This window comes from Cupriavidus numazuensis (assembly GCF_905397435.1).
Taxonomy (GTDB): domain Bacteria; phylum Pseudomonadota; class Gammaproteobacteria; order Burkholderiales; family Burkholderiaceae; genus Cupriavidus; species Cupriavidus numazuensis.
Genome location: NZ_CAJPVI010000023.1, coordinates 72,995 through 85,365, shown reverse-complemented (window position 1 = coordinate 85,365; position 12,371 = coordinate 72,995). Strand labels below are relative to the sequence as shown.

Sequence of the window (12,371 nt, the reverse complement as noted above, 5' to 3'; positions counted from 1 at the left end):
GGGATGTTGGATCGCCCGCACGCATGCCGTGCGGGCTAACCTCGCGCCTCGCGTCGGAACCGGCTTGGCGCGTGGCCAGTCCACCGCAGGAACGCCCGCCGGAATGCTTCTTCGCTGGAAAATCCAAGTTGCGCGGCGATTCGCCCGATGGACCAGTTGGTCATGCGCAGGCAATGTTCGGCGTGCTCCCGCAAGCAGTGCTCGCATAGCGCGCGATAGCTGCTGCCGTCCGCGGCAAGACGGCGGCGCATGGTCGGCTCACTGATATCAAAGCGCGCGGCCAGTTCTGCCAGCGTGGGCAGCCTTGCCCCATGCGCCAGCGCGGCATGCAGCACGCCGCGCGCTTGCTGGCTCAGCGAAACCACCTCCGAAGGCGCGCCCACCAGGCGGTAAGGAAAATCTTCGAGGAAGGCGCCCAACTCTGCGGCCTGTCTCACCACACGCATGTCCAGCAATGCCGGATCGAACTCGAACCCGTAGGCCGGAGCACCGGCGGTCACGGTGGCATTGAACATGCCGAGAAACGGCATGGCATCTTCGCGCCGCGGATGCGCCAGAAAGACATGGTCCGGGCGTAATGGCTGGCCGATCAGCCATCCAAAAAGCTGCATGTAGTAGAAGAGCCCCGTCAGGTCCACCAGACATGCCGCCGACGTCTTCACGCGCCGCAACGAATCCATGCGGAACACCGCTCTGTCTCCACGCTGCGTGAGGCTCAGGACACCCGCGCGCGGATACAGCATCGCGCAAAAATCCGCTGCGCAGCCAATCGCTTCCCGCAGTGTCTGGCAACTCAGTACGCAGCGACACAGCAAATCCACTTCCTGCTTGCGCATCGGGGGATGGCCGTCCCCCTTGGCGACCAGGGTTTCGAGTTGTTCGATCGAAGCGCGATAGAGCGCCGTGAACTGGTTCTGCCGCACGTGTTCGTCGGCACTGGTAGCAGGCGGCATCTCGGCGCCTTGCCTTTTCAGTTCCTCCAGCAGTCGCTGCGCCATGCCGGTCGGAGCGGGCTTTCCCGTTGAAGTGGCACTCATGGAACGTTCTGACTGATTGCTTCGGTAGGGATTCCTGACGGTCCGGGTAGGGATGCGTGTCTGGACGGTCTCCCATAATCATCCCGGAACTTCACCGGCGCAAGGCAGGCGCGAAGCCCCGGACCGGGAAGGGTGCCATCCATCGAACCACACGCATACATGGGGCAAACCATGACCTCGTTTCTCTGCTGCAGACTGCGAACACCGGGATTGCAACGCCGGTGCCTCGCCCATCCTATTTGCGAGGGCCGGCGATGATCTACGTGCTCGACGAGATCGTGCTCGATCCCAGACACGTGCCCGACGTGCTCGCCCTGCTGGAACGCACATACCAGCCCACGAGCGAGGCGAGGGGCCTGAAGCTTCTCCACCGTTGGATGTCGCCGCCCGTAGCCATCGAAGGCGTGCCCAATACGCTGCGGCTTCTCTGGCAAGTGGCGGATGCGCCGGCCTACTACGCCATGCGCGCCAGCATCGACGCTTCGTCCATGGCTTTCTGGTCTGAAGTCGATGCGCTGTGCCAAACGCGCCACCGGCATGTGATGTCCGACGCTGCCGTGGCGCTGCCCTGGCCAAAGGAGCAAGAACATGCAGCTTGAGACCGCGCAGCTCCGGCTCGCCAGTTGCACGGGCATGGCAGCAGAGGACCAGGAGCGCCTGCTTCGGGCCCGTGTCAGTGAACTGCCCGGTGCGCTTGACGTTGCGCTGGGACGCAACATGCCGGGAAGCTTTGGCGCCGGCGACTATACGCTCGACCTCACGTTTGCCGATGCGCCCGAGATAAGCCTTGCCACCGCGCTGCGAGGTCTGGCAGACGTCGACAGTGTCGTATATCGCAAGATTGGCGGTGGTCAGCGTGCCCCGCTACTGCGCGATGGCATCTGGCGGACGCTGATGTTCCGGGTGCGCCCGCAAGCCTCGGAGCAGCACGTCCGTGCGCTGGAGAGTGACCTGCTGCGAATGCCCGATTACATGCCGGGACTTCTCAACTGGCGACTGGCTCGCGTCGTATCAGCCGATACCTGGACCCATGTCTGGCAGCAGGAGTTTGCCAGCGTGGACGACCTGCTCGGCGAGTATCTGATGCATCCGTTTCATTGGGGCTGGGTGGACCGATGGTTCGATCCCGAGTGCCCCGACTGGACTGTCGAGGCGATCTCCCACGCCTTCTGCCCGCTCACCACAAGCCTGATTGCCGGCCACACCGGCAAGGAGACCCAGACGTAATGACGAGACACGAGATGCTGAAGGGAAAGATTGCACTTGTCACCGGTGCCAGCCGGGGAATCGGTCGCGCCATCGCGCAGCGTTTTGCGGCGGAAGGCGCCATGGTGATTGTCGCGGGCAGGCAAGCGGGCGAATCCGACGACGACCCTGGGACGCTGCGCGAGACCGTGGCACTGATCCGGCGGCTAGGTGGCAGTGCGATGGCGCTGCAGGTGGACCTCGATGATCCGGCCCAATGCGTCGCACTCGTCCCGCGAGCGGTCCAGGCAGCCGGAGGCTTCGATATTCTGGTCAACAACGCGGGCTCGGCGGAGTACAGCAGCATCGAATCCATGCCGCTGGAAGTGTTCGACCGGACGGTGGCGCACTACCTGCGCGTCCCGTTCATGCTCAGCAAGGCGGCGATTCCCGTGATGCGCGAACGTGGCGCAGGATGGATCCTCAACCTCGGGTCCGTGACCGCGCTGGCACCTGTGCGCCCTTTCCATGAGTTTGAACGCTGCGGAGGCGCCACAGCCTACGCAGCCGCCAAGGCCGCGATCAACCGATTCACGGAGGGACTCGCCGCGGAACTGCAAGCCGACAATATTGCAGTGAACTCGGTGGCACCGAGCACGGCAATCCGCACGCCGGGCAGCGAGCGTTTCATCCCGGATGGCTATCCCGTCGAGCCGGTGGAATACCTGGTGGAGACGGCACTCGCGCTGTGCAGCACACCAGCCCGGCAACGCACGGGATGCATTGCCCACAGCCTGCATTTCCCGCTGGCTGCTGGCCTGGACGTCTTTGGGCTCGATGGGGCTGGCAAGCTCCCGCCACCCGTTGTTCCCGCCTGGGCGCATCCCGGTCTGCTTCGTTCAGATCTGCAGGAGGGCTGAATCGTGGAGACATTGATGCGCGCTGCCATCATCGACGCCACTGGCGGACCCGATGTGCTCAGGATTGCCAACGTCCCGGTCCCCGAACCCGCGGCCGGTGAAGTGCTGATCCGTGTGATCTGTGCCGGCGTCAATCCCGCCGACTGGAAATGCCGCGAAGGGTATCTCGGCCATTTCATGCACTACAGCTTTCCGTTCGTGATCGGCTTTGATGTCAGTGGTGTCGTCGCGGCCGTGGGGGAGGACGTAACGGGATGGGTTCCCGGCCAACGCGTGTTCGCACAGACCGACGTTGGCGCCGGCAAATGGGGCTCCTACGCCGAGTATGTGGCCGTCAGTCAGGATTCAGTAGTCGCGATTCCGGAGTGCCTTGGGTATGCCGAAGCGGCGGCGGTCCCGACGCCTGCGCTGGCAGCATGGGCTGGGCTGTTTGACGAAGGCGGACTCAAGCCAGGCCAGACAGTACTTGTCCACGGCGGTGGCGGCGCTGTTGGCACCTTTGCCATCCAGTTGGCTTGCGCTGCAGGCGCCAGAGTGGCCGCCACCTGCAGCGCAAGCCGCTGCGACGAATTGAAGCTCCTTGGCTGCCAGATGCCGCTCGACTACCGCGGCGGCGGAACCGCGAACGCTGTGCAGGACTGGGCGGTCGGCGGCGTCGATCTTGTCCTGGACGCCGTCGGATGCGGCACGCTGCCGGATGGCCTGGATCTCCTGAAGCCAGGCGGCATCCTCGTGGCCATCATGACGCTGGTCAGTGGCGACAGCGGCCCGGATGCGGCTGAGGCAGCCCGCCGCGGCAAGCGTACCGCGCTGGCGTATAGCCGGATGCCAAGCGGCGCGCGGTTGCGCGAGATTTCCGCGCTGCTCGGCACCGGGAAAGTCCGGCCACCCCGCATCGAATGCCTGCCACTTGAGGATGCCGCACTGGCGCTCGAACTGGTCCAGTCAGGAAAGGCACCGGCGAAACTTGTGCTGCAAGTGGGCCCTCCCGAAGCCGAAGCGTGGGTGCGCCGCAAATAACTTCCATCGAAGACAGAGGAGACACATGAACAAGGCAATACTGCTTCGCACCCTGACCGGTGCCCTGGTGACCGCCGCACAGCTAGGCGCGCCGGCTTTTGCGGCAATGACGCCCGACGAAATCAAGCGGCTCGAAACCACGCTGACACCTGTGGGCGCGGAGCGCACCGCGAACAAGGACAACACCATCCCGGCGTGGAGCGGAAAGTGGCAGGGCGCGCCGGCAGGCACGGCGTTCCGTCCAGGTGAGGCGTATCCGGATTCCCACGCTGCGGAAAAGCCTGTCGCGACAATCACGGCCCAGAACATGGAGCAGTACCGCGCTCACCTGAGCGATGGCCAGCTCGCCATGTTCAAGCTGTATCCCGCGACCTTCCGGATGACGATCTATCCGAGCCATCGTGATTTCCGCTATGGCGACGCCATCTACAAGGCCATCCACGATTCTGCGCCGAAGACGCAGATGACGGCCGATGCCAACGGCCTCAAGGAGTATCCGCCCACCGCGCCGTTTCCCGTGCCCAAGAATGGCCTGGAGCTGATGTGGAACCTTCGCTTTTCGTCGGCCATCGCCGAAGAGGCGGCGGTCTACGACCAGGCGGTCGTGTACCGCGACGGCAAGACGGCATGGGGCAAGTGGAAATATGACATCTGGTCGCCCGTCAACAACGTCGGCTCCGACAAACGGTCGCCGCTCATCGATCGCACGTTTGCGCGAGTCGAGACCGAACTACCTTTGCGAGAGCGCGGCAATATCATCGTCTCCCAGAGCTTCTGGGATCGCGAAGGCTCCGATACGGCCAGGACCTGGCAGTACAACCCGGGCACCCGGCGTGTCCGTCAGGCGCCCGAGTTCGGGTTTGACCAGCCGCTGGGGCCGGGCGGCTTCCGGACTGTCGATGACGATCGCCTGTTCAATGGATCGGGCGAACGCTACGAGTGGAAAATCGTCGGCAAGAAGGAGATCTACATTCCGTACCACAACTACAAGCTGGCCGATCCCGCGGTCAAGTACGCCGAATTGCTGAGCGCAAATCATCCCAGTCCCGACTACGTGCGCTACGAGCTTCACCGCGTCTGGATCCTCGAAGCCACCTTGAAGCAGGGCTTCCGGCATCAGTACGCCAAACGTGTGCTGTATCTGGACGAGGACACCTGGATGGCCGTGCTTGCGGACAACTACGACGCCCGCGGCCAGTTGTGGCGCACCAATATGCAGTCGTCGTTCTATGCCTACGATATCAAGCGCTACTATCCCGCGGCCGCCTTCTATCACGACCTGGTCGCCGGTTCGTATCTGGCGGACCGGCTGACCAATGAAGGCAAGCCAGTCCGCCTGAACAGCAGCCCCCAGTTCAACGAGGCGTATTTTTCGCCCGATTCGATTCGCAGTGCCGGGCACTAGGTCCCGACAAAAACGGCGTCCGGGCGCCGGCCATCAGCCCAGCATGTGGAGCGGATCGGCGCCCGGCTGCCACCAGTGCGCAAACAGCGCTTCTACGGCTGCAGCATCCACGGCATCGTAGCTGCCAATACGCCATTGCGGCATATTGTCCTTGTCGACGATCAGCGCGCGCACGCCTTCGATGAAGTCTCCGCGGGTGAACGACTGCACCACCACGGCAAGCTCCATGCGAAAGCAATCGGCCAGATCGAGCCGGCGGCCACGCAGCAGCAGTTCGCGTGTGGCACAGGCGGCCAGCGGCGAGCGCTTGCGCAGCGTCTCCGCCGTGCGTGTCGCCCATTCGGCGTAGCGCGGATCGTCCTGGCAGGACAGGCTCGCGATGATTTCCGAAAGCCCCGCATCCGCAGGGAAATGCCGCAGCAGGGCCGGCAACACATCGAGCAGCGGTGCATCGGCCGCGCTGCAGATCGGTTCGCGTACCAGCGCGCGGCGCACGTCGTCCAGCGGTTGCCCGCTCCAGCGGATGCCGGCCAGCGCATCGTCGAGCGTGGCAAGCGTGACACTGTTGATCGCAACGTCGGCCAGCCCGCACATCAGCGCATCTTCTGCGCCAATCGTCACCCCGGTCAGGCCGAGATACAGCGCAAGCTGGACCGGCATTTTCGACAGGAAATGACTGGCGCCCACATCGGGCACCAACCCGATCCCCGTTTCCGGCATGGCCACGCGCGAACGCTCGGTAACGATGCGCAGGTGCGCCGCCTGCGACAGGCCCATGCCGCCGCCCATGACGATGCCATCCATCAGCGCTACCACAGGCTTCGGATAGCGGTGCAGCCGGTAGTCGAGCTGGTATTCGTCGATGAAGAACTGCCGCTGCAGCGGCGTGTCGTCGCGATGGCTGTCATACAGCGCACGGATATCGCCGCCCGCGCAGAAGGCCTTGGGTCCGGCGCCGCGCAGCACCACGGCCTCGATATCGTCCTGCCCGGCCCACGCTTCGAGCTGTCCGGACAGCGCCGCGATCATCGGGTAGGACAGCGCATTGAGCTGCCGCGGCCGGTTCAGCGTCACCAGCCCCACGCGGTTGATGACCTGGAACAGGACTTCGGGCTCGGTGTCGGCCGGTGAACTGCCCGGCGCGATTTCAGGTGTCAGTCGCATGATGCGCTCCTACGCATTGCGCCACTGCGGCGCGCGCTTCTGCAGGAAGGCGTTGACGCCTTCGCGCTGGTCCTCGCCGTCGAACAGGTCGACAAAGCGTTCGCGCTCCAGCGCCAGCGCTGCCTGACGCGGCACGCCCTGGCGCGACAGGTGCACAAGCTGCTTGCTGTACGCCGCTGCACGTGGGCTGACAGCGCACGCGCGTTCGGCCATGGCCAGTGCAGTGTCCAGCGCCTTGCCGCGCGGCACCACCTCTTCCACCAGCCCGATGCGCAGCGCCGTGGCCGCATCCACGCGCTCATTGGTCAGGATCATCCGCTTGGCCCAGCCTTCACCGACCAGCCACGGCAGGGTTTGCGTGCCGCAGCCGCATGGCAGCAGCCCCACGGCGGCTTCGGGCAATGCCATCTGCGCCTGCTCCTCGGCGATGCGCACATCGCAGGCGAGCGCGCATTCCAGTCCGCCACCCATGGCATAGCCGTTGATCGCGGCGATCACGAGCGGCCGCGCATTCTGCAGCGCCTCAAAAGCACTGCCGAAGCGCTGCGCCATCACGCGTGCATGGGCACGGTCGCCTTCGGCGAAGCCGTTCAGGTCGGCACCGGCGCTGAAGAAGCGGTCACCCGCGCCGGTGACGACGACGGCGCGGACTTCCGGATTGGCGTCGATCTTCGCAATCAGGTCCTGCAATTGCTGCAGGCCTTCCGCGGTGAACGCATTGGCCGGCGGGCGGCTCAGCGTGAGACGGGCGATATGCCCGTCCAGGGCAAATTCAATCATCAGTCGCCTCCGTCAGGCCCCGGACTTGGGCTGGTATTGCCGGATTACGCCGGAGAAATCGAGCTGGCCGTCGCCGGCCTGGCTCATCGCCTGATAGATCTGCTGCGCCAGCGCGCCCAGGAACAGCGGCTGCTTCACGCTGCGCGCTGCGTCGGCGGCGAGGCCCAGGTCCTTGAGCATCAGGTCGGCGCCGAAGCCGCCCGTGTACCCGCGCGACGACGGAGCGGTCTCTATCACGCCGGGGTGGGGGTTGTAGGTGTCGGAGGACCAGCATCGGCCCGTCGACGTATTGACGATGCCCGCGAGCACATTGGCGTCGATGCCGAGGCGCACGCCCAGCGCCATGGCTTCGGACACGCCGATCATCGAGATGCCGAGGATCAGGTTGTTGCAGATCTTGGCGACCTGGCCAGTGCCGGTGTCGCCGCAATGAACCAGGTTGCGGCCCATATTGGCCAGCACGGGCTTGACCTGCTCGAACAGCTCTGGCGTGGCGCCGACCATGAAGGTCAGGGTGCCGGCCTGCGCACCGCCGGTGCCGCCGGACACCGGCGCATCGGCCAGCGCGTTGCCGTGCGCCGCCGCAGCGGTAGCGAGTTCGCGCACCGTAGCGGGATCGATCGTGCTGGAGTCCACCAGCGGCACGCCGGCGCGGACCCCCGCAAGCACGCCATCGTCACCGAGATACGCCGTCCGGACATGCGCGGCGGCGGGCAGCATCGTGATGACGAAGTCGGCCTCGGCCACCGCCTTGCGCGCGGAATCGGCCGAGGCAGCGCCTTCGGCGCACAGCGATGCCACGGCGGTGGCATTGAGATCGAAGACGGTCAACGTGTGGCCGGCCTTGAGCAGGTTGCGCGCCATCGGGGCGCCCATGTTGCCAAGGCCGATGAAGGCGATATGCATGTCTGGTCTCCTTGATATGGCTTATACGGTGCTTACTTCAGGCTGATGGTGGTGTTCACGCCGTCATTCACCGTAGCATCGTCGAACCAGCGCGCCGTCACGGTCTTGGTCTGCGTATAGAACTGCACCACCTGCTTGCCGTACGGGCCGAGGTCGCCGAGCTTGGAGCCGCGCGAACCCGTGAAGCTGAAGTAGGGGACGGGCACCGGAATCGGGATGTTGATGCCGACCTGGCCGACATCGATCTCGCTCTGGAACTTGCGCGCCGCCGCGCCGCTCTGCGTGAATACGCCGGTGCCATTGCCGAACGGGTTGCGGTTGACCAGCGCGATGGCCTCATCCAGCGTCTCCACGCCGATCACCACCAGCACCGGGCCGAAGATCTCGTTGGTGTAGACCGACATATCGGTCGTCACATCGGTGAAAACGGTTGGGCCGATGAAGTTGCCTTGCGCGTAGCCCGGGACCTCCACGTTGCGGCCATCCAGCGCCAGCGTGGCGCCTTCCTTCTCGCCGGAGGCGATCAGGCCGAGGATGCGTTCCTTGGCCGCGACGGAGACCACCGGGCCAACATCGGTGCCTGCTTCCGCACCGGCGCCCACCTTCAGCGTCTTCGCCTTGGCGATGAGATCGGGCACCCATTCGCGCGCTGCGCCCACCAGCACGACGACCGAGGTCGCCATGCAGCGCTGGCCCGCAGCGCCGAAGCCCGCGCCGACGAGTGCATTCAGCGTCTGTTCCTTGTGCGCGTCGGGCAGCACCACGGCGTGGTTCTTCGCGCCCATCATCGACTGCACACGCTTGCCGTGCGCGCCGGCAAGGTTGTAGACATGGGTGCCCACGGCGGTCGAGCCGACGAAGGACACGGCCTTGATATCGGGGTGCGTGCACAGCGCATCGACCACGTCCTTGGCGCCATGCACCAGATTCAGCACGCCCGGCGGCACGCCGGCTTCCACGGCCAGTTTCACCAGTTCCATGGTGGACAGCGGATCCTGCTCCGACGGCTTGAGCACGAAGGTATTGCCGCAGACGATGGCCATCGGGAACATCCACAGCGGGATCATCGCCGGGAAGTTGAACGGCGTAATGCCCGCGCACACGCCGATGGGCTGCTGCAGCGTATAGGTATCGACCGTGGCGGCCACGTTCTCGGCAAAGCCGCCCTGCTGCAGCGTGCCGATCGAGCATGCATGCTCGACCACTTCCAGGCCGCGGAAGATATCGCCCTCGGCATCGGCCAGCGTCTTGCCTTGCTCGGCCGTCAAGATGGCGGCGATGCGCTTGCTGTGTTCGCGGATGAGTGCCTGGTAGCGCAGCATGATGCGCAGGCGTGCGCCGATCGGCGTATGGCGCCAGGTGGCGAACGCGCGGTGGGCGGCGTCCACGGCCGCGGCGACTTCGCTGGCGGTGGCCAGCGGTACGCGCGCCAGCACTTCCTGCGTGGCGGGGTTGACTACGTCGCGGAATTCGGTGGCGGAAGACTCCACCCATTCGCCGTTGATCAGCAACTGGACGGACGGAACGGCGTTGGCGGTCTGGGGCAGTGCACTCATGATGTCTCCGGTCGGTTCTGGATTGGGATGCAAGTCAGGCAGCTTCAATAGGGCGGGGTGTTACAGGCTGCGCGCGATCAGCATGCGCTGGATCTCGCTGGTGCCTTCATAGATCTGGGTGATGCGCGCGTCGCGGTAGTGGCGTTCGACGGGGTAGTCCTCGAGGTAGCCATAGCCCCCATGGATCTGCAGCGCCTTGGAACAGACGCGTTCGGCGAGTTCCGACGCATACAGCTTGGCCTGCGATGCCTCCGACAGGCACGGCAGCCCCTGCGTACGCATGCGTGCGGCGCGATGCACAAGCAGCCGCGCGGCGTTCAGCTCGGTCGCCATGTCGGCAAGCATGTTGGCGATGGGCGGGTGTTCGCGCAGCGGCCGGCCGAACTGGATGCGCTCGGACGCATAGCGGCACGCGGCTTCGAATGCCGAGCGCGCGATGCCGATGGCCTGCGCCGCAATGCCGATGCGCCCGCCTTCAAGGTTGGACAGCGCGATGCGCAGACCTTCGCCGGGCTCGCCAAGCAACGCATCGGCCGGCACTTCGCAGTCTTCGAGTGTGATCGCGCAGGTGTCCGACGCGCGGATGCCAAGCTTCTTCTCCGGCGCATGGACGATGAAGCCTGGCGTGTCGGTCGGCACCAGGAATGCGGAGATCCCTTTCTTGCCGCGTTCCGGCTCGGTCGAGGCAAAGACGACCGCCACGCCGGCGCGCTGACCGTTGGTGACGAACTGCTTGCTGCCGTTCAGCACCCAGCCGCGCTCCGAGGGCCGGGCGCGCGTGCGCAGGTTGTGGGCTTCGGAGCCGGCCTGCGGTTCGGTCAGGCAGAATGCGCCGATCAGGTCGCCGCTCGCCAGGCGCGACAGGTAGCGCTGTTTCTGCGCCTCGGTGCCGTAGTGCAGGATCGGCCCGCAGCCGACCGAGTTGTGCACGCTCATGAGCGTCGCGCAGGCGGCGCAACCGGCAGCGATTTCCTCGATGGCGAGCGCGTAGGCAACGTAATCGGTGTAGGTGCCGCCCCATTCCTCGGGCACGATCATGCCGAGCAGGCCGAGAGCGCCCATCTCCGCCACCACCTCTGCGGGCAGCCGGCCGGCGCGGTCCCACTCGGCGGCGCCAGCGGCGAGCCGTTCGCTCGCAAAGGCGCGCGCGGAGTCGCGGATCATGATTTGCTCTTCGGTGTAGTCGCTGTGCATGGCAGGGGCGCGGCGCGCGATAAAGGGGGTCTTCGGATGGTTTTCTGGTGAACAGGCGCAGTGTAGAAACCGCCTGCCGCGGCTCCTATGCCAAAATCCGCCATTCTTTGTGAACTCGAATGCCATCCGCCCGGCTCGCCTGAGGCCGCCGGGTCCTGGCCGGACTATGGAAAAAGGCAGCGTCGCGATTTGCTTTGTCCACCATGCCATCTCGGGGCTGCAGGCCCGCGGGCTGGATCCCGAGCCGGTGCTGCGCAGTGCCGGCATAGCGCCGGCGCTACTGTCGGTGCCGCAGGCGCGCGTCTCCACGTCGAGCTACAGCGACCTGTGGATGGCCGTGGCCGCCGCGCTCGACGACGAGTTCTTCGGCCAGGATTCGCGCAGCATGAAATGCGGCAGTTTCGCCATGCTGTGCCATGCCGTCGCGGCCAGCCGCACCTTTGCGCAGGCGCTGGAGCGAGTCGCGCGATACCTGGGGTTGCTGCTCGACGACATCGGCGTCCGGGTCGAACGGCACGAGGACCGCGCGGCGCTGGTGCTGACGGCGCCATCCGCGGCGCAAGGGCGCCTGCCCGGCATATTCGCGCAGGAAACCATGCTGATCATGCTGCAGGGCCTGATGAGCTGGCTGCTGCACCGGCGCGTACCGATCCTGCTGGCCTCGTTTACCTATCCGGAGCCACCTTACAGCGAGGAGTACCGGGTCATGTATTCGCGCCAGACCGCGTTCGGGCAGCCGGCCACCGCGCTGGTGTTCGACGCGGACTTGCTCGACCAGGCCGTGCGGGTGGACGAGCGCGGCCTGAAGACATTCCTGCGTGATGCACCGCACAATGTCGTGGTCAAGTATTCGGACCGCAGCAGCGTGGCCGCGCGCGTGCGGCGCCAACTGCGCAACCAGCGGCCCGAGCAGTGGCCCACGTTCGAATCGCTGGCGCAGAGCCTGAACCTGTCGGCATCGTCACTGCGCCGGCGCCTGATGGACGAGGGCGCGAGCTACCAGGACCTCAAGGACCAGCTCCGGCGCGATTTGGCGATCGACGCGCTCAGCCGTACCACCAGGCCTGTGGCCGATATTGCGGCGGAACTGGGCTTTGCCGAGCCCGGCGCCTTCCACCGCGCTTTCCGGCGCTGGACAGGGTCGCGTCCCGGCGCTTATCGCGGCGCGGCAGCGGAAGACTGAGCTGGTTCGCCGAGCGATCGG

12 protein-coding genes are annotated in these 12,371 nt (G+C 65.6%); 6 read left to right on the top strand and 6 right to left on the bottom strand.

All coding sequences use genetic code 11. The features are described from left to right. Positions 1-35 precede the first annotated feature (35 nt). On the bottom strand, positions 36-1,037 hold the full coding sequence (locus tag KHO41_RS19120; RefSeq protein WP_244873899.1) for a helix-turn-helix domain-containing protein: 1,002 nt from the start codon (positions 1,035-1,037) through the stop codon (positions 36-38). Between the two features lie 254 nt (positions 1,038-1,291). Here KHO41_RS19120 and KHO41_RS19115 point away from each other — a divergent pair, with 254 nt between their 5' ends. Genes KHO41_RS19115 through KHO41_RS19095 form a run of 5 tightly spaced genes read left to right on the top strand, consistent with a single transcriptional unit; the run spans position 1,292 to position 5,567 of the window. Continuing rightward, complete coding sequence (locus tag KHO41_RS19115; protein WP_211954855.1) at positions 1,292-1,636, top strand: hypothetical protein; 345 nt, start codon at positions 1,292-1,294, stop codon at positions 1,634-1,636. After that, a complete protein-coding gene (locus KHO41_RS19110; protein ID WP_211954854.1) occupies positions 1,626-2,264 on the top strand; it encodes a Dabb family protein in 639 nt (212 codons plus the stop codon). Before KHO41_RS19115 ends, KHO41_RS19110 begins: the two co-directional genes overlap by 11 nt. Continuing rightward, the gene (locus KHO41_RS19105) at positions 2,264-3,142 is read left to right on the top strand and encodes an SDR family NAD(P)-dependent oxidoreductase (protein WP_211954853.1); all 879 of its coding nucleotides are present in this window, start codon (positions 2,264-2,266) and stop codon (positions 3,140-3,142) included. Before KHO41_RS19110 ends, KHO41_RS19105 begins: the two co-directional genes overlap by 1 nt. Before the next feature lie 15 nt (positions 3,143-3,157). Continuing rightward, on the top strand, positions 3,158-4,162 hold the full coding sequence (locus tag KHO41_RS19100) for an NADP-dependent oxidoreductase (RefSeq protein WP_211954852.1): 1,005 nt from the start codon (positions 3,158-3,160) through the stop codon (positions 4,160-4,162). A 25-nt stretch (positions 4,163-4,187) separates the two neighbouring features. Then, positions 4,188-5,567, top strand: a complete 1,380-nt coding sequence (locus KHO41_RS19095) for a DUF1329 domain-containing protein (protein WP_211954851.1) — start codon at positions 4,188-4,190, stop codon at positions 5,565-5,567. A gap of 33 nt (positions 5,568-5,600) precedes the next feature. Here KHO41_RS19095 and KHO41_RS19090 read toward each other — a convergent pair whose 3' ends face one another. The 5 genes from KHO41_RS19090 to KHO41_RS19070 are packed head-to-tail and all read right to left on the bottom strand — an operon-like array spanning position 5,601 to position 11,167. Continuing rightward, complete coding sequence (locus KHO41_RS19090) at positions 5,601-6,731, bottom strand: enoyl-CoA hydratase/isomerase family protein (protein ID WP_211954850.1); 1,131 nt, start codon at positions 6,729-6,731, stop codon at positions 5,601-5,603. A gap of 9 nt (positions 6,732-6,740) precedes the next feature. Further along, positions 6,741-7,511, bottom strand: a complete 771-nt coding sequence (locus KHO41_RS19085) for an enoyl-CoA hydratase (RefSeq protein WP_211954849.1) — start codon at positions 7,509-7,511, stop codon at positions 6,741-6,743. 12 nt (positions 7,512-7,523) lie between these two features. After that, entirely contained in the window at positions 7,524-8,417 is an 894-nt protein-coding gene (mmsB, locus tag KHO41_RS19080) for a 3-hydroxyisobutyrate dehydrogenase (RefSeq protein WP_211954848.1), read from the bottom strand. Between the two features lie 32 nt (positions 8,418-8,449). Beyond that, positions 8,450-9,973: a CoA-acylating methylmalonate-semialdehyde dehydrogenase gene (locus KHO41_RS19075; protein ID WP_211954847.1), complete on the bottom strand. Its 1,524-nt coding sequence runs from the start codon at positions 9,971-9,973 to the stop codon at positions 8,450-8,452. Positions 9,974-10,033: 60 nt separating this feature from the next. Next, complete coding sequence (locus KHO41_RS19070; RefSeq protein WP_211954846.1) at positions 10,034-11,167, bottom strand: acyl-CoA dehydrogenase family protein; 1,134 nt, start codon at positions 11,165-11,167, stop codon at positions 10,034-10,036. Between the two features lie 166 nt (positions 11,168-11,333). Here KHO41_RS19070 and KHO41_RS19065 point away from each other — a divergent pair, with 166 nt between their 5' ends. Then, entirely contained in the window at positions 11,334-12,350 is a 1,017-nt protein-coding gene (locus KHO41_RS19065) for an AraC family transcriptional regulator (protein WP_211954845.1), read from the top strand. Positions 12,351-12,371: the final 21 nt, after the last annotated feature.

Coding starts and splice junctions, on each gene's coding strand:
- KHO41_RS19090 (WP_211954850.1), bottom strand. CDS start 6,731: ATGCGACTGACACCTGAAATCGCGCCGGGCAGTTCACCGGCCGACACC.
- KHO41_RS19085 (WP_211954849.1), bottom strand. CDS start 7,511: ATGATTGAATTTGCCCTGGACGGGCATATCGCCCGTCTCACGCTGAGC.
- KHO41_RS19070 (WP_211954846.1), bottom strand. CDS start 11,167: ATGCACAGCGACTACACCGAAGAGCAAATCATGATCCGCGACTCCGCG.
- KHO41_RS19065 (WP_211954845.1), top strand. CDS start 11,334: ATGGAAAAAGGCAGCGTCGCGATTTGCTTTGTCCACCATGCCATCTCG.
- KHO41_RS19075 (WP_211954847.1), bottom strand. CDS start 9,973: ATGAGTGCACTGCCCCAGACCGCCAACGCCGTTCCGTCCGTCCAGTTG.
- KHO41_RS19105 (WP_211954853.1), top strand. CDS start 2,264: ATGACGAGACACGAGATGCTGAAGGGAAAGATTGCACTTGTCACCGGT.
- mmsB (WP_211954848.1), bottom strand. CDS start 8,417: ATGCATATCGCCTTCATCGGCCTTGGCAACATGGGCGCCCCGATGGCG.
- KHO41_RS19120 (WP_244873899.1), bottom strand. CDS start 1,037: ATGAGTGCCACTTCAACGGGAAAGCCCGCTCCGACCGGCATGGCGCAG.
- KHO41_RS19100 (WP_211954852.1), top strand. CDS start 3,158: ATGCGCGCTGCCATCATCGACGCCACTGGCGGACCCGATGTGCTCAGG.
- KHO41_RS19095 (WP_211954851.1), top strand. CDS start 4,188: ATGAACAAGGCAATACTGCTTCGCACCCTGACCGGTGCCCTGGTGACC.
- KHO41_RS19115 (WP_211954855.1), top strand. CDS start 1,292: ATGATCTACGTGCTCGACGAGATCGTGCTCGATCCCAGACACGTGCCC.
- KHO41_RS19110 (WP_211954854.1), top strand. CDS start 1,626: ATGCAGCTTGAGACCGCGCAGCTCCGGCTCGCCAGTTGCACGGGCATG.